Annotated in this window: 14 protein-coding genes and 1 riboswitch; of the genes, 4 read left to right on the top strand and 10 right to left on the bottom strand. The window is 73.5% G+C overall.

The window, feature by feature from the left end; all coding sequences use genetic code 11:
• Positions 1 to 42: 42 nt before the first annotated feature.
• Positions 43 to 1,692: a bifunctional phosphoribosylaminoimidazolecarboxamide formyltransferase/IMP cyclohydrolase gene (gene purH, locus ABRQ22_RS19370; protein ID WP_353707864.1), complete on the bottom strand. Its 1,650-nt coding sequence runs from the start codon at positions 1,690 to 1,692 to the stop codon at positions 43 to 45.
• A gap of 59 nt (positions 1,693 to 1,751) precedes the next feature.
• A riboswitch (ZMP/ZTP riboswitch) is annotated at positions 1,752 to 1,840 on the bottom strand.
• A gap of 26 nt (positions 1,841 to 1,866) precedes the next feature.
• Positions 1,867 to 2,523: a phosphoribosylglycinamide formyltransferase gene (purN, locus tag ABRQ22_RS19365; RefSeq protein ID WP_353707863.1), complete on the bottom strand. Its 657-nt coding sequence runs from the start codon at positions 2,521 to 2,523 to the stop codon at positions 1,867 to 1,869.
• A 146-nt stretch (positions 2,524 to 2,669) separates the two neighbouring features.
• Here purN and ABRQ22_RS19360 point away from each other — a divergent pair, with 146 nt between their 5' ends.
• A complete protein-coding gene (locus ABRQ22_RS19360; RefSeq protein ID WP_353707862.1) occupies positions 2,670 to 3,287 on the top strand; it encodes a hypothetical protein in 618 nt (205 codons plus the stop codon).
• A 13-nt stretch (positions 3,288 to 3,300) separates the two neighbouring features.
• Here the strand turns inward: ABRQ22_RS19360 and manA are convergent, their stop codons facing one another.
• The 6 genes from manA to ABRQ22_RS19330 all read right to left on the bottom strand — a co-directional run bounded on the left by manA (position 3,301) and on the right by ABRQ22_RS19330 (position 10,331).
• Entirely contained in the window at positions 3,301 to 4,470 is a 1,170-nt protein-coding gene (gene manA / locus ABRQ22_RS19355) for a mannose-6-phosphate isomerase, class I (protein ID WP_253050894.1), read from the bottom strand.
• Between the two features lie 2 nt (positions 4,471 to 4,472).
• Complete coding sequence (locus ABRQ22_RS19350; RefSeq protein WP_353707861.1) at positions 4,473 to 5,990, bottom strand: phosphomannomutase/phosphoglucomutase; 1,518 nt, start codon at positions 5,988 to 5,990, stop codon at positions 4,473 to 4,475.
• Positions 5,983 to 7,071, bottom strand: coding sequence for a glycosidase (locus ABRQ22_RS19345; RefSeq protein ID WP_353707860.1), 1,089 nt, complete (start codon positions 7,069 to 7,071; stop codon positions 5,983 to 5,985). Before ABRQ22_RS19345 ends, ABRQ22_RS19350 begins: the two co-directional genes overlap by 8 nt.
• A gap of 64 nt (positions 7,072 to 7,135) precedes the next feature.
• Positions 7,136 to 8,026, bottom strand: a complete 891-nt coding sequence (locus ABRQ22_RS19340) for a carbohydrate ABC transporter permease (RefSeq protein WP_353707859.1) — start codon at positions 8,024 to 8,026, stop codon at positions 7,136 to 7,138.
• On the bottom strand, positions 8,026 to 8,997 hold the full coding sequence (locus ABRQ22_RS19335; RefSeq protein ID WP_353707858.1) for a sugar ABC transporter permease: 972 nt from the start codon (positions 8,995 to 8,997) through the stop codon (positions 8,026 to 8,028). The genes ABRQ22_RS19340 and ABRQ22_RS19335 overlap by 1 nt, the downstream gene beginning before the upstream one ends.
• A gap of 23 nt (positions 8,998 to 9,020) precedes the next feature.
• Positions 9,021 to 10,331: a sugar ABC transporter substrate-binding protein gene (locus ABRQ22_RS19330; RefSeq protein ID WP_353707857.1), complete on the bottom strand. Its 1,311-nt coding sequence runs from the start codon at positions 10,329 to 10,331 to the stop codon at positions 9,021 to 9,023.
• Between the two features lie 329 nt (positions 10,332 to 10,660).
• Between ABRQ22_RS19330 and ABRQ22_RS19325 the strand changes: the two genes are divergently transcribed.
• Positions 10,661 to 11,752, top strand: a complete 1,092-nt coding sequence (locus ABRQ22_RS19325) for a LacI family DNA-binding transcriptional regulator (protein ID WP_253050888.1) — start codon at positions 10,661 to 10,663, stop codon at positions 11,750 to 11,752.
• A gap of 22 nt (positions 11,753 to 11,774) precedes the next feature.
• Here ABRQ22_RS19325 and ABRQ22_RS19320 read toward each other — a convergent pair whose 3' ends face one another.
• Together ABRQ22_RS19320 and ABRQ22_RS19315 are read right to left on the bottom strand one after the other, a co-directional pair.
• Complete coding sequence (locus tag ABRQ22_RS19320) at positions 11,775 to 13,481, bottom strand: endonuclease/exonuclease/phosphatase family protein (protein WP_353707856.1); 1,707 nt, start codon at positions 13,479 to 13,481, stop codon at positions 11,775 to 11,777.
• Positions 13,482 to 13,605: 124 nt separating this feature from the next.
• The gene (locus tag ABRQ22_RS19315) at positions 13,606 to 17,712 is read right to left on the bottom strand and encodes a polysaccharide lyase family 8 super-sandwich domain-containing protein (protein WP_353707855.1); all 4,107 of its coding nucleotides are present in this window, start codon (positions 17,710 to 17,712) and stop codon (positions 13,606 to 13,608) included.
• A gap of 544 nt (positions 17,713 to 18,256) precedes the next feature.
• Between ABRQ22_RS19315 and ABRQ22_RS19310 the strand changes: the two genes are divergently transcribed.
• Positions 18,257 to 19,597 carry a M20/M25/M40 family metallo-hydrolase gene (locus ABRQ22_RS19310; protein WP_253050885.1) on the top strand — a complete coding sequence of 447 codons (1,341 nt, stop codon included), beginning with the start codon at positions 18,257 to 18,259 and terminating at the stop codon, positions 19,595 to 19,597.
• Between the two features lie 57 nt (positions 19,598 to 19,654).
• Positions 19,655 to 21,145: an MFS transporter gene (locus tag ABRQ22_RS19305; protein WP_353707854.1), complete on the top strand. Its 1,491-nt coding sequence runs from the start codon at positions 19,655 to 19,657 to the stop codon at positions 21,143 to 21,145.
• Positions 21,146 to 21,806 lie beyond the last annotated feature (661 nt).

Below are 21,806 nucleotides of genomic sequence, written 5' to 3'. Positions count from 1 at the left end.
CCACCGGTCCGGAGACCGGCGGGGCCGTCGAGCAGGGCCGTGTCAGTGCGCGAAGTGGCGCGTGCCCGTGAAGTACATCGTCACACCCGCGGCGCGCGCCGCCTCGATCACCTCGGCGTCGCGGATCGACCCGCCCGGGGCGACGACCGCGCGGACGCCCGCGTCGAGCAGGATCTGGAGGCCGTCGGCGAAGGGGAAGAACGCGTCGGACGCCGCGACGGCGCCACGCGCACGCTCCTCGCCGTCGGCGAGGGTGTTGGCGCGCTCGACCGCGAGACGGCACGAGTCGACGCGGTTGACCTGCCCCATCCCGACCCCGACGGCGGCCCCGTCGCGCGCGAGGAGGATCGCGTTGGACTTGGCGGCGCGGATCGCGCGCCACGCGAACGCGAGGTCCGCGAGGGTCGCGTCGTCGGCGGCCTCCCCCGTCACGAGGGTCCAGTGCTGCGGGTCGTCGCCGCCGGTGACGGTGCCGTCCTCGGCCGTCACGACACCGTCGATGTGGTCGACCGTCTGGACGAGCAGACCGCCCGAGATCGGACGGAACTCGACGGGGTCGCTCTGCGCGCCCTCCGGGAGCACGAGGACGCGCAGGTTCTTCTTGGCCGCGAGGATCTCGAGCGCGCCGTCCTCGTAGCCCGGTGCCACGACGACCTCCGTGAACACGGGCTTGAGCGCCTCCGCGAGCTCGGTCGTCACCACCCGGTTCGCCGCCACCACGCCGCCGTACGCGGAGACCGGGTCGGTGGCGTGCGCCTTGCGGTAGGCGGCCGCGATGTCGTCGTCGGTCGCGACGCCGCACGGGTTGTTGTGCTTGACGACGGCGACGGCCGGGCCGGAGTGGTCGTACGCGGCCCGGCGCGCGGCGTCGGCGTCCACGTAGTTGTTGTAGCTCATCGCCTTGCCCTGCAGCTGGGTCGCCGTGGCGAGCCCGCCGCGCCAGTGCGTGTACAGCGCGGCCTGCTGGTGCGGGTTCTCGCCGTAGCGCAGGACGTCGGCCCGCTCCCAGGTGGCGCCCGTGAACGCGGGGAAGGCCACGTCGTCGGGCGCGTACGACGACGCGAACCACGACGCGACGGCGACGTCGTACTGCGCGGTGTGCGCGAACGCCTGCGCCGCGAGGCGCTTGCGCTGGGCGAACGTGAAGCCGCCCTCCTGCACGGCGGCGACGACGTCGTCGTACCGGGCCGGGTCCACGACGACGGCGACGCTCGGGTGGTTCTTCGCGGCCGCGCGGACCATCGAGGGACCGCCGATGTCGATCTGCTCGACGACCTCGTCGGGGCCGGCGCCGGACGCGACGGTCGCGGCGAACGGGTAGAGGTTGACGACGACGAGCTCGAACGGCGCGATGCCGAGCTCGTCGAGCTGCGCGAGGTGGTCGGCCTTGCGCGAGTCCGCGAGGATGCCGGCGTGCACGCGCGGGTGGAGCGTCTTGACCCGGCCCTCGAGGCACTCGGGGAACCCGGTGAGGTCCTCGACCTTCGTCACGGGCACGCCCGCGGCGGCGATCGTCGACGCGGTGGAGCCGGTGGAGACCAGCTCGACGCCCGCCGCGTGGAGCGCGGTCGCGAGCTCGACGAGGCCCGTCTTGTCGTAGACGCTCAGGAGCGCGCGCCGCACGGGGCGCTGCGCGTCGTCGGCGAGCTGGACGTCGGGGGCGGAGGGCACGTGCGGGGCCGGGTGGGACATGACGAGGGGCTCCTCTGGGTCGCGGTCGCCGCGTCGACGGACGCCGACGCGAGGCAGAACCCAGGCGCCCAGGCGGTCGACGCTCCAGCAGGTAGATCCGGCCGCTCCCCGGTGGTCGTTCCCACCCTCGCCAGTCGCGTCCGGGACGAGTCTACCGGGTGCCGCGCGGGCGGCTCAGGCGCCCGCCGACCGCCCGACGACGGCCCGGCGGCCCTCGACGCGCAGGCCCTCGCGCGCGGCGCGGCCGACCGTCTCGACGAGGAGCGCGCGCTCCGCGACCTTGATGCGCTCGTGGAGCGACGACTCGTCGTCGCCGTCCTCGACCGGGACGGCGACCTGGGCGATGATCGGGCCGGTGTCCACGCCGTCGTCGACCACGTGGACGGTGCACCCGGTGACGCGGACGCCGTACGCGAGCGCGTCGCGCACGCCGTGCGCGCCCGGGAACGACGGCAGGAGCGCCGGGTGCGTGTTGATCGTGCGGCCGGCGAAGCGCCCGACGAATGCCGGACCGAGGATGCGCATGAACCCGGCGAGCACCACGAGGTCCGGCCGGAAGACGTCGACGGCCTGCGCGACCGCCTCGTTCCACGCGGCCCGGTCGTCGAAGTCGCCCGGGGCCACGACGACGGCGGCGATCCCGGCCTCGCGGGCCAGGTCGAGGCCGCCCGCGTCGGCCTTGTCCGACACGACGCCCACGACGCGCGCCCCGTAGGCGGCGTCGTCGTGCGCGGCGAGGATCGCGGCGAGGTTGGAGCCTGCGCCCGAGACGAGGACGACGACGCGGGCGGCGGAGGTGGACTCGACGAGGTGGCCGGACGGCGTCTGCACGGTGCTCCTGCGGGTTCGGGGTGGCTCGGGGCGGCTCAGGTGGCTCGAGCGTCGGGCTCGGCGGAACAGGGAGGGCGCCCTCCCGGGCACCCGGTCTCCGATGGGAGAATGTACCGCGAGCCGCCCGACCGACCGAGGAGCTGCCCGTGGGCAACCCGTACGCACCGCCCCGTCCCGACGCGCCGCAGCACCCTCGTCCGGAGTCGCCGCAGCCGCCGGAGGAGGGCACGCGTCCGGGCGCTCCGGTCCCACCGGGCTCCGGCCCGGGCACGCCCCTCCCACCGCCCCCGCCCGGCCGGCCGGACCCGCTGACGCCCGGGGGCGGCCGTCCTCCGGCACCGCCCGAGCCCGCGGAGCCGGACCCCGAGCTCGCGCGGCAGGCGACGCGGCGCGTGCTCCACTTCGGCCTGCTCCTGCTCGCGGTGATCGTCGTGAGCACCATGCCGTTCCCGTGGCAGGCCGTGAGCCTCGCGCTCGCGCTCGGGGCGATCGTCGTGGGCGTCCGCGCGCTCGTGGCCGTGTGGCGGGCGCGGGTGCGCGGTGCGCTCGTCCCGGCGCTGGGCATCGGCGTCGGGCTCTCCGCGATGCTCGCGCTGCAGATGGTCTCGACGCTCGTCACGTGGGACGTCGCGCTGGCGCACCAGCAGTGCCTGGACGGCGCGATCACGGTCTCGGCGGAGAAGCGCTGCGACGTCGAGCGGACCCAGGCTCTCGAGGAGAAGTTCGCCCGCTGGTTCCCCACGCCGGCCCCCGCGTCGTCGTGACGACGGCCTGACCTCAGGCCCGCGCCACGACGGCCGTCCCGTGCCCTGAGACGACGAGCGGTCCGTCCACGTGCGGGACGAAGACGGACTCGCCGGGCAGGAGGCGCCGCGCGTCCGCCGCGACGACGCGCACCTCGCCCTCGACGCACACGACGATCCGCGGGCCGTCCTCCGGCCCCGGCAGCTCGTCTCCCGCGCGCGGGGTGGCGACGCGCAGGCCCAGGTCGGCGGCCGGCGCGACGTAGTCCACGACACCGGGCACCACGCGCACCGGACGCAGGAAGCCGGTGAGCCGCGGCGTGAAGTCCGTGATCGCCAGCAGCTCCGCCACGTCCACGTGCTTCGTCGTCAGGCCGGCGCGCAGGACGTTGTCGGACGCCGCCATCACCTCGACGGCCATGCCCCGCAGGTAGGCGTGCAGCGTCCCGGGGGCCGTGTAGAGGGCCTGGCCGGGCTCGAGCCGCTCGTGGTTCAGCAGGAGCGGAGCGAGGAGTCCGGGATCGCCGGGGAACTCCTGCGCGAGCTCGTGCACCACGGCCAGCTCCGGCCGGGCGCCCACGGCGTCACGCGCGGTCTCGGCGACGGCCTCCACCCACGGCGCCGTGCTCTCCCGCTGGCCGAGGAGCCAGGTGAGCGCGCCCCGGTGGGCGTCGTCGCGCCGCTCACGCAGCAGCACGACGAGGGGGTCGAGCGCGGGCACCTCGAGCTCGGCGACGAGCTTCGCCGCCTGCTCCGGCTCCCGGAGCCCGCTGAGGAGCTCGAAGGGCGTGAGGGCGTACACGATCTCCGGCTTCGCGGAACGATCCCGGTACGTCCGCACCGGGTCGGTGCGGGGGACGCCGCGCTCGTCCTCGGTCGTGAAGCCCGCCTCGGCCTGGGCGGTCGTCGGGTGCACCTGGACCGACAGCGCGCGGGCGGCGGCGAGGATCTTGGCGAGGAACGGCAGGCGCGGGCCGGACCCGGCCAGCACGCGGGGTCCGAGCATCGCCTCGGGCTGGGACGCCACGAGCGCGTCGAGAGCGACCCGGCGTCCACCACCGTCGGCGGTGGACGGGTCGTCGGGGTGGGCTCCCATCCAGACCTCGGCGACGGGACGACCGTCGACGGGGCGGCCGAGGAGCTGCTGCACGAGCGTGGTCGAGCCCCACGGGTAGCGGCGCACGGGGTTGTCGAGGAGGTACATCGTCAGCGCCGCCCTCCCCCGACGGCCGCGCCGCCGCTCGGCGGCCCGCCGCCCTCTGCGGGCACCGTCGCGAGCGCGTCGAGGACACGGTCGCGGACCGCGCGCATCGTCCCGACGTCGGCGGCCTCGACGTTCAGCCGCAGGACGGGCTCGGTGTTCGACGCCCGCAGGTTGAGCCACCACGGGTCGTCGCCGTGCCAGCGGCGGACGGTCGTGCCGTCGAGCTCGTCGACGTCGAGCGATGCGGCGTCGTAGGCCTCCCCGAGGACGTCGAGCACCGCGGCCGCCGCGGTCTCCGGGTCCGCCACGGCGACGTCGACCTCCCCCGAGCGCACGTACGGGTCGAGGCCACCGACCAGCTCCGAGAGCGGACGGTCCTGCTCCGAGAGCGCTGCGAGGACGTGCATCGCGGCCAGGAGGCCCGAGTCGGCGCCGAGGAAGTCACGGAAGTAGAAGTGCCCGCTGTGCTCGCCCCCGAAGACGGCGTCCTCGGACGCCATGAGCGCCTTGATGAACGAGTGGCCCACGCGCGTGCGAACCGTCCGCACCCCTTCGGCGCCCAGGATCTCGGGCACCGCGCGCGACGTGATCGCGTTGTGCAGCACGACCGGCACGCCGCCCTCGCCCCGCACCCGGCGTGCCTCGCGGAGCCCGACGAGCGTCGTGAGCACCGAGGGGTCCACCCTCCGGCCCCGCTCGTCGACGACGAAGCACCTGTCGGCGTCGCCGTCGAACGCCAGCCCGAGGTCCGCACGCCGACGCACGACCTCCGCCTGGAGCACCGCCGTGTTCGCCGGCACGAGCGGGTTGGCCTCGTGGTGAGGGAACGACCCGTCGAGCTCGAAGAACAGCGGGACGATCCCGAGCGGGAGCGGCGGCAGGCCCGCTGCCATCCCGAGGACGGCCGGGACCGTGAGCCCTGCCATACCGTTGCCGGCGTCGACGACCACGCGCAGCCGGCGACCACCGGAGAGGTCGACGAGCGAGCGCAGGCGTTCGGCGTAGGACCGCAGGACGTCGACGGCCTCGTGGCCGCCGCGCGGCCCGGCGTCGACGGGCTCGCCCGCGAGCAGCTCGTCGGCTCGGTCCCGGACGGCGCGCAGGCCGGTGTCCTGGCCGATCGGGCGTGCCCCGGAGAGGCACAGCTTGATGCCGTTGTACCGGGCGGGGTTGTGGCTCGCGGTGAACATCGCGCCCGCGGCGTCGAGGAGACCCGACGCGAGGTAGAGCTCGTCGGTCGAGCACAGACCGGCGTCGAGCACGTGCGCGCCGGCCTCCCGGGCGCCGTCGACGAACGCGGCCAGCAGCCCGGGGCCGCTCTCGCGCATGTCACGGGCCACCACGACCCGACGCTCCCCGTCGGCGCCCGGCCGGACGACCGTCTCCACGAAGGCCGCGCCCAGCGCGCGCACGACGTCGTCGTTCAGCTCGTCAGGGACGACACCGCGCACGTCGTACGCCTTGACGACGCGCCGGAGCGCCTCGTGCGCGGTGAGGTCCGCAGCCCGGCCCTCAACCATCGAGACGCACGAGCTCGGCGACACCGATCCGGGAGTCGGCCATGCCGTAGAAGACGAACCGGCGTCCCTGGATCTCCTCGACGGCCGTGGGGAACACGACGTTGCCGAGCGTGCCCTCCAGCTCGGCGGCGGTCTCCGGGACGAGCAGCGGCTCGGGCGTCCGGGCCAGCACCCGGCGCGGGTCGCCCGGGTCCAGGATCATCGCGCCCGCCGTGTACCGGGAACCGTGAGCCAGGGCGAAGCCGGAGAAGTCGGCGCCCGTCACTCCGTGGTGGAGGACGAGCCAGCCCTCGGGAACGCGCAGGGGTGCCGGGCCACCACCGATCTTCGACGACTCGTACGCCATCTCCGGCGTGGCGACCGGCGCAGAGCTCTCGACGTGCGTGAGTGCTCCGAGGTCGCGCGTCACGGCATCGAGGTCGACGTAGCCGATCCAGATGGACGGCCGCGGGTCGGCGACCCCGGCCGGCGGACGAGCCCCCTCGCCGGGGCGGAGCCAGTCGAGGTCCCACATCGGCCGGTGCAGGAGCGCGAGCGCGGGTCGGCCGTCGGGACCCGGGACGGCCTCGGGGAAGAACACCACGTCCTTGTTGGGGAAGAGGTTGAGGTCGGTGTCCAGCTCGGGCTGGTAGGCGAACCGCAAGGGCCCGAGCCGGCGCCACGACACGGTGTCCCGGGAGACGGCCAGCGCGGGCTTCGGGCCCAGCGGCCCGTACGCGACGTAGGTCATGACGTGGAGGTCCAGGGGCTCGACGAACGTGATCCGGGGGTCCTCGACCCCCGCGTTCTGCCGCCCGTGCTCCCAGCCCTCGTCGGGGGCGAGCACCACCCCGAGCCGCTCCACGCCCACGGGCACCCCGTCCTCGAGGACGACGCGCGCCCGACCGATGCGCGAGACGTTCCCCTCGGCCACGAGGCGGGGGTAGAGGTACAGCGTGCCGTCCGGCCCCCACGCGGTGCCGGGGTTGAGCACGCCCTCGACCTCGAGGGGCTCCCCGGGCAGGGGCGACATGATCGTCCCGAGACGACGCAGGGCGTACGGGACCGTCATGAGGGACTGAGAGTGGTTCACCTGGGTCATTTCCTAGCCTTGAGAGGTCGGGGCGGGGCCGGCGCGGTCTCGCGCCGCCCCGCACGGTGACGGGTCAGCCCTTGACGGCCGAGCCGAGGTTCGCGGACGTGAAGTGCCGCTGGAACAGCAGGAACAGGACGACGGCGGGCACCGCGAGCACGCACGCGCCCGCCAGGACCGCGCCCATCGGGTTCGCCTGGAACGACGAGTTCGCCTGCGAGAAGTTGGCGAGGCTCACCGCGAGCGGCTGCATCGACGCGTCCTTCGTCACGAGGAACGGCCACAGGAACTCGTTCCACGGACCGATGAACGTCACGAGCATCGCGGTGAGGACCGCCGGGCGGACCAGCGGCACGGCGATCGACCGCAGGATCCGCAGCTCGCTCGCGCCGTCGATGCGCGCCGCGTCGAACACGTCGTGCGGGATCTGGAGGAAGTACTGCCGGAAGATCAGGACGGCGACCGAGTTCACGGCGAACGGCAGGATCATGCCGAGGTAGTTGTCCGCGAGGTCGAAGTACCGCACGACCATGACGTAGAGCGGGATCATGAGCAGCTGGAACGGGATCGCCTGGACGAGCAGGACGAGCGCGAACACGAGCCCCTGGCCGCGGAAGGACAGCACCGACAGCGCGTACCCGACGAGCAGCCCGAACACGAGCGTGCAGCCCACGACGCCCGCCGTCATGATCAACGAGTTGAGCAGCGACCGGGCGAGGTCGATCGACTCGTTGACCCCCACGAAGTTGTCGAGCGTGAGGTTCCGGGGCAGCGGGAGCAGGCCCAGGACGCTCGTGTCCCGCTCCCTCTGCAGCGCCCCGAGGAGCATGTAGTAGAACGGCACGAGCGCGAGGAACGCACCGAGCAGCAGCACCGCGAAGCGCAGCACGCGCAGCAGCCGGCCTCCGCCGGAGCCGCGGGCCCGGGTCGCGTCCCGCCGCGTGGTCGAGGTCGTGGAGGCCATCAGCCTTTCCTCTCCGTGAGACGGCGCGAGGCCAGCGACAGGAGCATGACCGCGAGCACGAGGATCATGCCGACCGCCGCGGCGATGTCGGGCTGCCCCTGCTGGATGCCCTTCTGGTACATGAGCAGCGCCGGGGTCATCGAGGCGCCGTTCGGTCCTCCCCCGGTGAGGAGGTACGGCTCGGTGAAGATCTGTCCGGTGGTGATGACGGAGAGCAGCACCACGAGCGAGGTCACCGGCCGTACGGCAGGGAGCGTGACGGCCCGGAACCGGCGCCAGGGCCCGGCGCCGTCCATCGCTGCCGCCTCGTGCAGCTCCTTCGGCACGTTCTGCAGCGCGGCGAGGTAGAGCAGGACGTAGAACCCGAGGTTCTTCCACGTCACGTAGACCGCGATCAGGGGCATGATCAGGCTCGGGTTCGCGAGCCAGGTCGGCTCCGGCGCGAGGCTCCCCAGGAGCCTGTTCACGACCCCGTTGCCGTTGAACATGAAGATCCACACCGCGAGCGTCGCGACGGACGCCGTGACGTACGGGACGTAGTACGAGACCCGGAAGAAGCCCTTCCAGTGCACGACGGCATCGAGGCCCGACGCGAGGAGGAGCCCGAGCACCACCGTGAGCGGCACGTTGATGAGGCCGAACACCGCGAGGTTGCCGAACGCCTGACGCACCGCCGGGTCCGCGAGGACCTGCCGGAAGTTGTCGAGCCCGACGAAGGGGTGCGGGACCTGCACGCCGGGTGCCGTGAAGAAGAAGTCGTGGAACGACATCCACACGCCGAATCCGAACGGCACGAGGAACACCACGACGACGAACGCCACGTACGGGGTGCTGAGAAGGATGCCGAGGGGGTTCTCCCCGAGCCAGCGCTGGAGTCGCCGGCCGCGAGGTCGCGGCGGGTCCTGGCGCGGGCCACGGAGCTCCGTGGCCCGCGCGGACGGCTGCACGTCCTCGTCGTGAAGGGTGACCATGAGTGCGTCGCCTCGTCCTGGGCTCAGCCCGCCAGGCCGTCGATCGTCGCCGCGGCCTCGCCGAACGTCGTCTCGAGGTCGCCGGACCCCGACTGCACGGACCCGCTCCACGCGTCGCGGAAGACCTGCATCTTCTCGGCGAGCCCGTCCACCGTCGGGACGTCGACGGCGAGCGGCACGGACGCCGCGAACGGCTCGAAGAAGGTGTTCTCCGCCAGGAAGTCGGCCGCGAGCTCGGGCACGTCCGTGCGGGTCGGGAACTGGCCGGTGATCTCGAGGAGCGCGAGGTCGTTCTCGTCGTTCGTCGCGAACTTGAGGAAGTCCCACGCGGTCTGCTGGTTCTTGCACGAGGAGTAGAGGCCGACGTTCTTCGAGTCCGCGAACGTCGACGTCTCGTCGGCGGGCACGCCGTCGGCGGTCGGGAGCGGGACGACGCCGAAGTCCACCTTGCCGTCGAACTGCCCCTTGCCCCACGGGCCGGCGACGCCCATGGCGGCGACACCGTCGGCGAACGGACCGGCCCACATGTCCCCGCTGTACGCCTCCGCGGACGAGAAGCCCTCCGCGTAGAGCGTCTGCCAGAAGCCGAGAGTCTCCAGGCCCTCGTCGCTCGTGAACGTCGCCCGACCGTCCTCGATGAGCTGCGTGCCGCCGGAGTTGGCGAGGAAGAACGGGTAGAAGTCAAAGTTGACGTTCGTGTAGTCCGCGGTCGCCGGCGGATAGATCGCGAAGTCGGCCGCCCCGGCGTCCTTGATCGCCTGCGCCGCCGCCAGCACGTCGTCGTACGTCTCGAGCTGCGGGTCCTCGGCGTCCAGGCCGGCGGCCGCGAACACGTCCTTGTTGTAGTACAGCATGAAGGGGTTCGTCTTCCAGGGAAGCTGGTACAGGTCCCCGTCGGCGCTGCGGAACCCGTCCGCCGCGGCGCCCGAACGACCCGTGACGTAGTCCTCCGCGTCGTCGAACGTCGTCGACAGGTTCACCAGGCCACCCTGCTTCTGGAACGCGGGCACGGCGGCCGGGGCCGTGTTGAACACGAGGCACGGCGTGTTCCCCGCCGTGATCGAGGCGGCGATGACGTCCTCGGACGAGCTGCCCGCGGGGATCGCTTGTGCGCTCACCTTCTGGTCCGGGTGCTCGGCGTTCCACGCCTCGACCACCTGCTCGCCCCAGGCGACCTCCTGCTCGTTGGTCGAGTACCAGACGTCGATCGGTCCGCTCGTGAGACCTCCCTCGGACCCGCCGGTACCGCCGTCGCCGCCCGATCCGCACGCCGCGAGCGGCAGGACCACCGCAGCCGTCGTCGCCAGCGCTGTCATCCGTGCGCCACGCTTCATTGCGCCCAACTCCTCATCCGGGCTCGTCACCCGCTCGTCGCTCTGGCCCCCGCCCCTCGGTCCCCCGCACGGCGGCCCGCCGACGCCGTCGTCCTGACGGCGTCGACGCGACGATTAAACCGGTTTGAACAACGCGCGTCAAGATCACCCGGACAACCGGGCGGCGCAAGCAGTCACGGCGGGCCCCTGCCCGCGGTCGATCCCCGCGGATGCCTGGACTTGCAGCGCTCAGCGCGCCTCTCAGCCGCGATGCGGTCGACGTCCGCCCCGACGAGAGTGCGCGCGACGGCTACTAAACACCGGGTCAAACCGTGCGCTATCCTGACGAGGTGAACGCAGCGGAGCACTCGACCCTCACCCCCGGCGACCGGACCACCCGGACGGTCGGCGCCAAGCGCGTGACGATCGGTGACGTCGCGGCCCGCGCCGGGGTCTCGAAGAGCGCCGTCTCGTTCGTGTTCAACAACCGACCCGGCGTCAGCGCAGCGGCACGCGAGCGCATCCTGCGCGCCGCCGACGACCTCGGCTGGCAGCCCAGCGCCCGTGCGCGCGCTCTCTCCCGGTCGCGCACGCAGGCCGTGGGCCTCGTGATCCGGCGGGAGCCCGAGCTCCTCGCCACCGACCCCTTCTTCCCGCTCTTCATGGCGGGCGTCGAGATCGGCCTGTCCGAGCAGAACTACTCGCTGGTCCTCCAGGTGGTCAAGGACCAGCACGGCGAGCGCGACGCCTACGAGCGGCTCGCGCGCGAGTCGCGCGTCGACGGCGTGTTCCTCACCGACGTCCGGGCCGGGGACACCCGCCCCCGGGACGTCGGCGCGCTCGGGCTGAGCGTCGTCGTCGTCGCGCCCGAGGAAGCGGACACCGAGGCGGACGTCGTCATCGGGATGGACGACGCAGCCGGGGTCCGCCGCGCGGTCCACCACCTGCACTCGCTCGGCCACCGGCACATCGGCCACGTCATGGGTGTGCCGGGCTACGTCCACACCGAGGCGCGGCGCCGAGCCTGGGAGGACACGCTCGACGAGCTCGGTCTGCCCGTGGGCCCCGTCGTGACCGCCGACTTCACGGGCAGCTCCGGCGCGCGCGCGACGCACGAGCTCCTCGACCTGCCGCGGCCCCCGAGCGCGATCGTCTACGGCAACGACCTCATGGCGATCGCCGGGATCTCCGCGGCCACCGACCGCGGCATCCGTGTCCCGGAGGACCTCTCGGTCGTCGGCTTCGACGACATCCCGCTCGCCCCGTACATCGTGCCGCCGCTGACGACGGTCCGGCAGAACGTGGTCGCCTGGGGCACGGCCGCGGCCCAGACGCTGGTGGCGCTCGTCGAGGGGAAGGAACCGCCGGAGATCCGGTTGCCGTCCGTCGAGTTCGTCGTGCGGGGCAGCACCGGGCCGACGCGGCACCGGCGCCCGTCCTGAGACGGGCGCCGGTGGGCGCGGGTCAGCCGCAGCTCTTCGCCGCGTACTCCTCCTGAACCGTCACCGGTGCCCGACCGGCCACGGTCGCCGTGACCGTCGCGGTGCCGGCGTCGGCCCGTGCGGCCCGTGTGCTGAACGACTGGTACGCATGGCGTCCCGGCGCGACGTCCGCGCCGGCGCGCTCGCCGAACGCGGTCGACAGCACGACGGCCGCCGCGGCGTCGCCCGTGTTCGTCGCCCGTACCGCCACGTGCGCGGTTCCCGCCATGCACCGCACGACCGCCTCGACCTCCGGCGCCCCGCTCGGCACGCACGCCTCGTCGCAGACCCGCAGCGACGCCAGGACGGCCTTGTGGTCGGAAGGCCAGACGGCGTCCGGCGTGAGGATCACGTCGGCGCTGTCGTCGTCGACGCGCTCGTCGCGCACGATCGTCGACTGCGGGCCCACGACCTGGGCGCCGTGAACCGCCACGCGGTCGTCGGGTGCCACGAAGACGTAGTCGATCCGGTCCCGCTCGTCGGCCTCCGGCGCCCACGTCAGCTCCGACGTGGGGAACAGCGTGTTGTCCGCGGGCCACGTGAAGCCCGGGTTCGACACGGGGTCGGGGTGGACCTCGCGGAACACGTCCACGAGACCGCCGTCGAGCAGGGTCTGCGTCGTCTGCCACGGGACGACGACGCCGTGGTGGTCGAACAGGTCGGCCGTCGCCTCGGTCCAGTCCTGCGCCGACGGCTCGTTGAAGTCGCCGCCCACGACGACCAGGCGACCGGCCGCGCGCTCCGCCCGGACGTCGTCGAGGAGCGCGGCCGCGGACGCCGGGCGACCCGACTGGAGGTTCGCCGCGAGGATCGCGCCGACGTCCGTCACGGGCGCGTCGAGCCGGTCCCACGTGCCCCACCCGGCCGGCCAGTCGCCGAGGACCGCTCCGCCGTACCCGCGCGGCAGGTACGTCGTGTACCAGCGGTACTCGAGGTGCCCGCCGTAGGCCACCACCTCTGTGCCGTTGACGTCGAGCACGGCCTTCGACCACCGGTCGCCGACCGTCCCGGTCTCGAGGATCGGGTAGCGCGACACGATGCCGGTGCCGGTCGCGAGAAGATGGTCGTACCCCAGGAGCGCCGCCACGTCCGCCGGGGTGTCGTTGCGTTCCGGCATGAACGTCACGTCCGCATCGGTCTCCCGGAGGACGTCGGCGATCTCGCGCGCCCCGTCCGGGATCTGCGAGCCACCGTGCCACAGGTTGAAGGTGAGCACGTTCAGCTCGCTGACGCCGTCGACCTCAGGCTTGGGCTCGGCGGGCTCGACCGGCCGCACCGCCTCCACGGTCAGGTCGACCGGCCCGGCGAGCACGTCGTACCCGTCGTCGGCGAGCAGGTAGACGTCGTAGTCACCCGGACCGATCGACGCAGCACCGCGCGTCCAGCCCGCGCGGTGCTGCGGGCCCCAGGTCACGCTGCCGGACGCGTCCGGCACGTAGCGCCAGTCGAGCGAGGGCGGCCCGCCGGGCAGCACGCCGTCGCGGTAGACGCCGAGCCAGTTCTTCGCGCTGACCGCCGCGCCGGCGGCATAGGTGATCGTCACGGACCCGTCGGCCGTGATCCGCGGCGTGTCGAGGCGGAGCGAGGGCTCGGTCGTCGCCGCGGCCGGGGCGACGGCGAGCGCCACGAGGGCAGCGCCGGCGACCGCCGCCGTGGCTCGGCGACGGAGTCGTGTCAGGTGGGGAAGCATCGGTGGTTCCTCTCGGGACGGGTGACCGCGACGACGCGGTCAGGGATCTCTGACGGAGCGGACCGGGCCGTCGCGGCGGTGTCCTCCGACACCGCCACGACGGCCCGGCTGCGGCCGCCGCGGCTCAGCCGCAGCGCTTCGCCTCGTACGGTGCCTGGACCGTCACCGGCTCGCGACCGCGTGCGGTGGCCGTGATGCTCACCGCTCCGGCGTCCACCTCGGCCGCTCGGGAGCTGAACGACTGGTAGGCGTTCCCTCCCGGCGCGACCGCGGCGTACGTCCGGTCGCCGAACGGTGTCGACAGCACGATCGCCGCTGTCTGCTCGTCCGTGTTCGTCGCGCGCACCGCCACGTAGGCCGTGCCGGCCAGGCAGCGCGCCGTCACCTCGACGGTCGGCGCCGTGGTCACCGGGGCCCGCTCCACGAGACCCTCGAGCGCCGCCGCGAGGGCCGCCGTCTTCTCGTCGACGTCGCCCTGGGTCGCGCCCTCCGCGCGGGCCGCCTCCTTCGCTGCCTCGAGCGCGGGCAGCAGGGGCGCCCAGCTCTCGGGCGTGTACTGCCTGCTGTCCAGCGCGTCGGCCTGCGCGACGAGCCGGTCGAGCTCAGCCGTGTCGACCGCGACGACCACGTCGCACCACGCGATCTCGTCACCCTTCGCGTGCGTGACCAGGACGGCGGTCCTCCCGGCCTGGCCGGTGGCCAGGCCGAGCTCCACGCGCCCGTCGCCGACGCGGGGGTCGCCCACGACCGACGCCACCGACTCGTCGAGCGAGAAGGCGATGAACTCGTCGTCCGGTTCGAGGGGCGTGACGCTGGCCGTCGCCACCGCGCTGGACGCGGGATCCGCGGCCACGGGCGACGCGTCGCACTGCAGGTTGTACCCGCCGTACACCTCGAGCTCGAAGATCGAGAGCCCGTACTTCGTGACGGGCAGGCCGATCACCCGGACGTAGCGCACGTCGGACTCGGGCAGGTCCACGACGTTCCGCAGCTCTGCCGAGGTCTTCTCGACCCTGGCCAGCTGCTCCCAGGTCCGGCCGTCGAGCGACCCTTCGACGCGGAAGTCGTTCGACGTCGCCGCCTCCCAGGTGACGACGACCTGGTTGATGCTGCGGGTTCCCTCGAGGTCGACCTGGAGCCAGCGCTCGATCGTGTACGGCGCGTCCTGGCGCTGGGAGGACCAGCGCGTCGTGAGGTTGCCGTCGTTGGCGTTGCGGGCGCCGGCGGTCGCGTTGTAGGTCGAGTCGGCCTGGACCGGCCGGGCGAGGGCCAGGTTCTCCCGGCCCGCGGGCACGGTCGGCGCGTCGACGACCACGTCGTCGGCGAACACCTCGAGCTCCCACAGCGAGACGCCGTACTGGGTCGTGCTGCGCTGGACCGTCTGCATGCGCACGTAGCGCGCTCGCTCGTCGACCGCGACGGCGTCCGTCCCCCCGTCGCTGCCCGCGCCCGTCGTGGCGTAGGCGTCGCGCCAGGCGGTGCCGTCGTCGGAGACCTGGATGCGGTACTGGCGGGCGAAGGATGCCTCCCACCACAGCCGCACGGCGCCGATCTGCTGCACGGAGCCGAGGTCGACCTGCGCCCAGGCGCTGTCCGAGAGGTTCCCGCTCCAGCGGGTGTCCATGTTGCCGTCCGTGATGCTCGCGGCGGCCCCGCCCGACGAGCCGGAGGCGGTCACCGGCCGACCGAGGGCGAGGTTCACGCTCGAGTCGACGTCGAGCTCCCGGACGGCGTACCCGTCGTCGCCGGGACCGTCCAGCAGCACGAGGCGGACGAAGGCGGCCGCGGTCGGGGTCAGCCCGAGCCGGGTGCGACCCCCGGCGCCGTCCTGCACGAACCGGTGGTCGGTCCAAGTCGCGCCGTCGAGCGACGTCTGCAGCAGGAAGCGCGACGCGTGCTGGTCGCCCCACGACACCGTGGCGCCGGTGACGAACGACCCCGGCGCGAGACGCCTCGTCAGCCACGCCGTCCCGTCTCCGTCGGAGCGCCAGGCCGTGGCGTCGTCCCCGTCGCCCGCGAGCGCCGCGCCGTGCCCGTCCAGCGCGCTGCTCGCGGTGAGGTCCGAGTCCGTCCCGGCGTCCGACGAGAGGGGCGCCGTGACGGTCTTGCCCAGGCTCGCGCCGGAACCCAGGGCGAACGTGCCGCGGTGCTCGCCGTCCGGACCGCCGAGCACGACGGAGACGACGAGGCCCGGCCGGTCGGGGTTCGCGACGCTCGCCACCGGGACCTCGCCCGACTCGTCCACGAGGACGATCGCGGGCTGGTTCACCTCGAGCGTCCGGCCGGCACTGAGATCGAGGCTCCCGGCCTGGTAGAACGTCGCCATCGTGCGCCGGAGCCCGGCGTGCCGCACCGCCTGCACCGCGGCGTCGTTGCGGAGCACCTGGACGGCGGGTGCCGCGGCATAGGCCTCGACCTCCTGCGGGGAGGCGGCGGGGAGCACCACGTACTCGTAGCCGGCGTCGCTCGGACGCACGCCGTGGTCCACGTAGAGCGTGAAGGCGTCCCGGCTCACCGGGTCCTGACCGACCCAGCTCCCCGTCTGCGCCGTGTTCGAGACGAGCACTCGCTGACCGGCCGGGAAGACGTAGCCGACCTCGTCGTTGTAGGCCCACGACGGACCCTCGAGCGCGGCGCCCACGGTCCCCGGAGCGACGGGTCGGCCGTCGGCCGAGGCGTTGTCCTTCGCCACGGCCTGGTTCACCGTCGTGTGCACCGGCGCGTCGGACTCCGAACGGATACCGGCGCCGAGCGCGACCATCTCGTCGTCGAGGTAGAAGTAGCTCTTCCTGCCCTGGGTGTCGGCACGGTCGAGGCTGTGCACGCTCACGCCGTAGGTGCCGTCCGAGACGCCGCCCGTGAAGCTGCCTCCGTTGCCCGTCCGGCCGGCCGTGCCACGCGTCTGCTCCTTGACGTAGGGAGCGGTGACGCCGGGGTAGTGGAACCAGTCGAACGCCGGACCGAGGTCGACGTACTCCCGGTTGGTCACCTGGATCGCTGTGGCGCCCGCCGCGTTCCACACGATCTCGTTGCCGACCTCCGGGCGGAAGGTGGAGCGGTACTCGCTGCCGACGGTGCGGCTCGAGTTGAGCCGCGTGAAGATCCCGTACCCGTCGCGCAGGTGGGACGAGAACTCCGACCGCCAGAAGTACTTGTTCCCGGTGACACCGTTGGTCCGGGTCGTGCCCCTGATGCTGTCGATCAGCTCCTGGTAGTCGGTCGCGTACAGCGGGTCCGTGCGCTCCATCTTGGTGAGCGGCTCGAGGAACTCGGCGGCGTACCCCGTGACGCCGCCGACGGTCTTCGGCTCTCGATAGCCGAGGTACAGCATGCCGACCTCGCCGCGGATCATCCACCGCGTGCCGTTGACGACGTAGAACGCGATCGTGTCCAGGTGCTCCCGGGTGAACGCGAGACCCGTGCCGCGCGCCGCGTCGGCCCACAGCGCCACGTTGGTGAAGAGCGCCATGCCGTACCCCTCGCTGTACAGCTGCGCCCCGTGCGCCCAGAAGCTCCCGTCGGGCTGCACCGCCTCGTTGGTCGCCCCGGAGCGGTCGACGGCGACGGTCTGGACCATGGTGTCGAAGCCGGACACGATCTTCTCGTGGTCACGGGTCGCGAGCGCCTCGAAGAGGTAGTTCGTCGTGCGCCACGCACCGTTGGCGCCGACCGGGTCGAGCCTGCCGGTGTTGTGCTCGAGCGCGACGGCCTTCGCCTCGGGGCTCAGCTCGTCGCCGAGGAAGACGGTGAGACGCCCCATCGCCATGGACTCGCCGATCTCGGTCTCCCACCAGTTCGTGTTGCCCGGGTCGACCGCGTCCCAGTGCACGAGTGCGCGCTCGACCGCGGCGAGGACGGCGGGGTCCTCGAAGCCCGCGGCGTCCGGGTCGCGGTAGGCCTGGGCGAGCGCGAGCATCCGGTAGAGCGCGATGTACGCGGACCAGGTCGCACCGTTCGCGGAGCTCGTCCGGTCCGCGTAGTCGACGTCCGGCCACGATCCGTCGGCACCCTGCGACGCGACGTAGTCGAGAGCCTCGGAGGTACGTGCCAGGTAGATGCCGTTCGCGATGATGATGTCGTCACCCTGCCCCAGGTAGTACTCCCGGAGGCGCGACGTGATCGTGTCGACGTCGTCGCCGGGCGGCGCCGCGCCCGCGGGCGCGACGACGAGTCCGACAGCGCTCAGCACGAGTGCCAGGAAGGCGGAGATCAGGGCTCTGACGCTTCTCATGGGGTGCTCCCTTGTGGTGGTCCGTGGCGCGCGCACGGTGCGGTCGGGGCGGCGCAGGCCGACGTCGGTCGTCGTCCGTCGGGAGCAGCGCGGGACGGGTCGCCTCTCGGCACGGGCGCCGACGGCGGTGCCGGACTTCTGACGCGTCATCGCGCAGGTGCTCCTTCACGGTGAGGCGGCCCGTGCCGCCTCCGACGGACGGTTCGACCGCCTGGCGAGGCGCCAGGCGGGCCGCGTCCTGCCTCGCCTCCTGTGGCGAGGTCGCCGGCCGCGCGCCCACGGGTGACGCCTCCCTGCGCCGACGGTGACGTGGCGCTAGTAAACCGGTTCTTGACAGCGCAGTCAAGATGGCACCTGCCCCTTCGGCACACGTGGCGAGGCGGAATCCGCCCGGAACTCCCTGCCTCGGCGCAATGCGCCGCATGCCCCGTGGCTGCCTTCTCCCCCGAGTCACCACGTCTGACTAAATCGGTACAGGATTCATGGGCCACGGCACGGAGATCCCCGTCGCCCGCTCGTGACGTCGAGTCTCTAGGGTGGGGCCATGACGACCGCGCCCGTGACCCCTCGGCCCGGTGCCGACGAGCGCCTCTCCCGGCTCATCCGGATCCCCACGGTGTCCGCCGAGCTGGAGGAGCGAGGGCTCGCGCCCTTCGACGAGCTCGTCGACCTCCTGCCCGAGCTCTACCCCCTGGTCCACGAGCACCTCGACCGCGAGCGCATCACCGACCTCGGGCTGCTCTACCGGTGGCGCGGCCGGTCCGACGAGGCGCCGCTCGTGCTCATGGCGCACTACGACGTCGTCCCGGTGGACGAGAGCGACGCCTGGACGTACCCGCCCTTCGAGGGGCGCGTCGCCGACGGCTGGGTCCACGGGCGCGGCGCGCTCGACGACAAGGGGCCCCTCGTCGTCGTGCTCGAGGCCGTCGAGAACCTGCTGGCCGCGGGCTTCACGCCCGCGCGGGACGTCTACCTGTCGTTCGGCGGCAACGAGGAGTCGTACGGGGCCGCCGCCGCGGCGATCGCGACGACGCTGCGCGACCGCGGCGTGGTCCCGTGGCTCGTGCTCGACGAGGGCGGCGCGGTCACGGACTCCCCGCTCCCCCTCGTCCCCGGGAGCGCGGCGATGATCGGCGTCGGCGAGAAGGGCGTGCTGACGCTCCGCCTCACCGCGCGCGGCGAGGGCGGGCACGCGTCGGCCCCGCCCACGACGACGGCGGTCCGGCGGGTCGCGCGCGCCGTCGAGCGCCTCGGTCCGCGCACCTTCCCCGCCCGCACGCCGGTCGCGATCTCGCGCATGCTCCGCCTCTTCTCGGACCGCGCGACCGGCCCCGCGCGGGCGGCCCTGCGCACCCTCGCCGCGGCACCGCCCGCCGCGGCGCAGGCCTTCGCCGCGATGGGCGGCGAGGCCGCCGCGATCGTCCGCACGACCGTCGCGCCGACGATGCTCTCCGGGGGCACGGCCGCGAACGTCCTGCCGTCGCAGGCGTCCGCGACCGTCAACCTGCGGATCGCGCTCGGCGAGACCGTCGCGGGCACGGTCGAGCGCGTCCGCCGGCGCGTGGCCGACCCGCAGGTCGAGATCGAGGTCGTCGAGGCCAGCGAGCCGTCCCCGGAGTCCCCCGTGGACGACGAGCGGTTCGCGCTCCTCGCGGCGTGCGTCGGCGTCTCGCACCCCGACGCGCTCCCCGCCCCGTACATCACGATGCAGGCGACCGACGCGCGGCACTTCCACCGGTTCTCGCCCGCCGTGTACCGGTTCGCGCCGCTCGCGATGTCCGCCGAGCTGCGCGCCACCATCCACGGCGTCGACGAGCGCGTCGAGGTCGCCGAGCTCGCGCGGGGCGAGCGGTTCCACCGCGCGCTCCTCGAGCGGCTACCCTGACGCTCCCCACCTCCGGGGCGCGCGACGACGCGCGCCTCCCCACGCAAAGGAGCAGCGATGGCTCGCTCGCTCACCGGGCGCCTCGCGGGTTCGACCCTCGCCGGCGTCGTCGGGTTCCTCGCCTTCGTCGAGCTGACGAGCGGCGTCCTCCAGGGCTACTACACGCCGATGCTCACGGACATCGCACGGCACCTCGGCGTGCACGACGCCGACGTGAACTGGCTCGAGGGCTCGCAGCTCATGCTGTCCGCACTCGTCGTGCCCGCGCTCGCCAAGCTCGGCGACATGGTCGGCCACCGCCGCATCCTCCTGTGGTCGACGGCGGTCACCGCGGCCGCGTCGCTCGTCCTGCCGTTCACCGACTCGTTCGCGGTGTTCCTCGTGGCGTGGGCCGTGCAGGGGTTCTACGTCGTGTGGCTGCCGCTGGAGATCGCGCTCGTCTGGTCGCGCGCCCGACGCCTGGCGAACCCCGCGGCCGTCACCGCGCGGGCCGCGGGCGTCCTCGTCGCGGCGCTGGAGACCGGCGCGATCGTCGGCGCGCTCGCGGGCGGGGCGCTGGTCGACGCGCTGCCGCTGCGCGTCGTGCTCCTCGTCCCGGCGCTGCTCGTCGTCGTGTGCTTCGTCGTCGTGCTGCTCGGCGTGCAGGAGTCGCCCGACCCCGCGGGCGGGCGCTTCGACACCGTCGGCCTCGTGCTCGTCTCGCTCGCGCTCCTCGCGCTGACCGGCGGCCTCAGCCTGCTGCGCCTCGAGGGCGTCGCCGCGGTCGCACCCTGGGCGCTCGTGCTGCTCGGCGCCGCGCTGCTGTGGCCGTTCGCCCGGTGGGAGCTGCGCCAGGACGACCCGCTCGTCGACGTGCGCATGTTCCGCTCCCCCGCGCTCGGCCCGGTGTTCCTCACCGCCGGCCTGTTCGGCGTCTCCGTGCTGGGCGCCCAGGCGCCGCTGTCCACGTTCGCCCGCACCGACCCCGCCGAGCACGGGTACGGGCTCGGCACGACCGGCTTCCAGACGTCCCTGCTCATCGGCGTCTACCTCGTCGGCATGATCGTCGGCGCGCTGTCCTACCCCCGCGTCGCCCGCCGCGCGACGCCGCGCCTCACCCTGGTCGGCGCGTCCACCCTCGTGGGCGTCGGCTTCCTTCTCTTCCTGCCGTTCCACGGGACGTACGCGAACGTGCTCACCAACATGGTGATCGTCGGGCTCGGCTCCGGCGCGCTCGTGGCGGCGCTGCCCGCGGCGGCTGCCGCCGCGGCTCCCCCGACGCTCACCGGCGTCGCCACCGGCCTCACGAACTCCGTGAAGACCGTCGGCGGGGCGATCGCGTCGTGCGTCTTCGGCATCGCGCTCGCGGGCGCCGCGCTCCAGGGCGGCGCCACGGAGGGCACGGCCGGCTCGTTCGGCGGGTACGTCACCGTCTGGGTCGTGTGCGGCACGACGGCGCTCGTCGCCGCCGTCTTCCTGCTCGTCGTCGTCCCGCGCCAGGCCTTCACCGACCCCGCAGCCGCAGCTCCCGCCGTGGGCAAGCCCGCGATCACGTCACCGACCGCCTGAACCTCCCGAGCCCGAACCCTCGCGCGGCCGAGGCAGAACCGTGGTCACGAGGTAGAGCCACGGTCACGCGAGGTAGAGCCGTGGTCAGCCCAGGTAGAGGCCTGGTTTCGTGCCCGACGGCGGTCTGGTCGCCTTGGGTGGCGGGGTGGGTGGTGGTGCCGCGTCTACCATCCGCCGCTCGTTCCTCGCGGCTCCCGCCAGGCCCGACCACGACGCGGCACCACCACCCACCCCGCCCGGCGTCGTCTCACCCTGGTCGTCCCTCACCCGGGCGACCGCCCGCGGTGCCGGTCTCGCCGACACGTTCCCGTTGCTGCGTCCGCGTGCAGCGTGACACCGCACACCTCCGCCCGTCGCGCGCCTCGCGGGCGCCACTGCGCGACTGCGCAGCGGCTGCAGCTGCGGGTCAGGGTCGTGGGTCGTGGGTCGTGGGTCGCGACTCGACCTGTTCCTGCGACGTCGCACCGGGCCGTCGCGAGGTCGCCCGGGCCGCACGACGCCACGCCGAGCAGGTCGTCTCGGCCCGACATGAGTGCCGGACGAGCCAAGGTCGCCTGGTCAGGCTGCCAGGACCACCTGGTCGGCCGGTCGCCGAGCCACAGTGGGCCGACGGCCGAGCGGTGGGGGTGGGCTCGGATGCGAAGGGGCGTCAGAGCGGCGC

This window comes from Cellulosimicrobium sp. ES-005 (assembly GCF_040448685.1).
Classification (GTDB): domain Bacteria; phylum Actinomycetota; class Actinomycetes; order Actinomycetales; family Cellulomonadaceae; genus Cellulosimicrobium; species Cellulosimicrobium cellulans_G.
The sequence above is the reverse complement of the archived record's forward strand: the minus strand, read 5'-3'. Positions and strand labels throughout refer to the sequence as shown.

What these genes read in the sequence shown, in the direction of transcription:
- purH (WP_353707864.1), bottom strand. Translation starts at nt 1,692, where the DNA reads ATGTCCCACCCGGCCCCGCACGTGCCCTCCGCCCCCGACGTCCAGCTC.
- manA (WP_253050894.1), bottom strand. Translation starts at nt 4,470, where the DNA reads ATGTACCTCCTCGACAACCCCGTGCGCCGCTACCCGTGGGGCTCGACC.
- ABRQ22_RS19350 (WP_353707861.1), bottom strand. Translation starts at nt 5,990, where the DNA reads ATGGTTGAGGGCCGGGCTGCGGACCTCACCGCGCACGAGGCGCTCCGG.
- ABRQ22_RS19345 (WP_353707860.1), bottom strand. Translation starts at nt 7,071, where the DNA reads ATGACCCAGGTGAACCACTCTCAGTCCCTCATGACGGTCCCGTACGCC.
- ABRQ22_RS19340 (WP_353707859.1), bottom strand. Translation starts at nt 8,026, where the DNA reads ATGGCCTCCACGACCTCGACCACGCGGCGGGACGCGACCCGGGCCCGC.
- ABRQ22_RS19335 (WP_353707858.1), bottom strand. Translation starts at nt 8,997, where the DNA reads ATGGTCACCCTTCACGACGAGGACGTGCAGCCGTCCGCGCGGGCCACG.
- ABRQ22_RS19330 (WP_353707857.1), bottom strand. Translation starts at nt 10,331, where the DNA reads ATGAAGCGTGGCGCACGGATGACAGCGCTGGCGACGACGGCTGCGGTG.
- ABRQ22_RS19320 (WP_353707856.1), bottom strand. Translation starts at nt 13,481, where the DNA reads ATGCTTCCCCACCTGACACGACTCCGTCGCCGAGCCACGGCGGCGGTC.
- ABRQ22_RS19315 (WP_353707855.1), bottom strand. Translation starts at nt 17,712, where the DNA reads ATGAGAAGCGTCAGAGCCCTGATCTCCGCCTTCCTGGCACTCGTGCTG.
- ABRQ22_RS19310 (WP_253050885.1), top strand. Translation starts at nt 18,257, where the DNA reads ATGACGACCGCGCCCGTGACCCCTCGGCCCGGTGCCGACGAGCGCCTC.
- ABRQ22_RS19305 (WP_353707854.1), top strand. Translation starts at nt 19,655, where the DNA reads ATGGCTCGCTCGCTCACCGGGCGCCTCGCGGGTTCGACCCTCGCCGGC.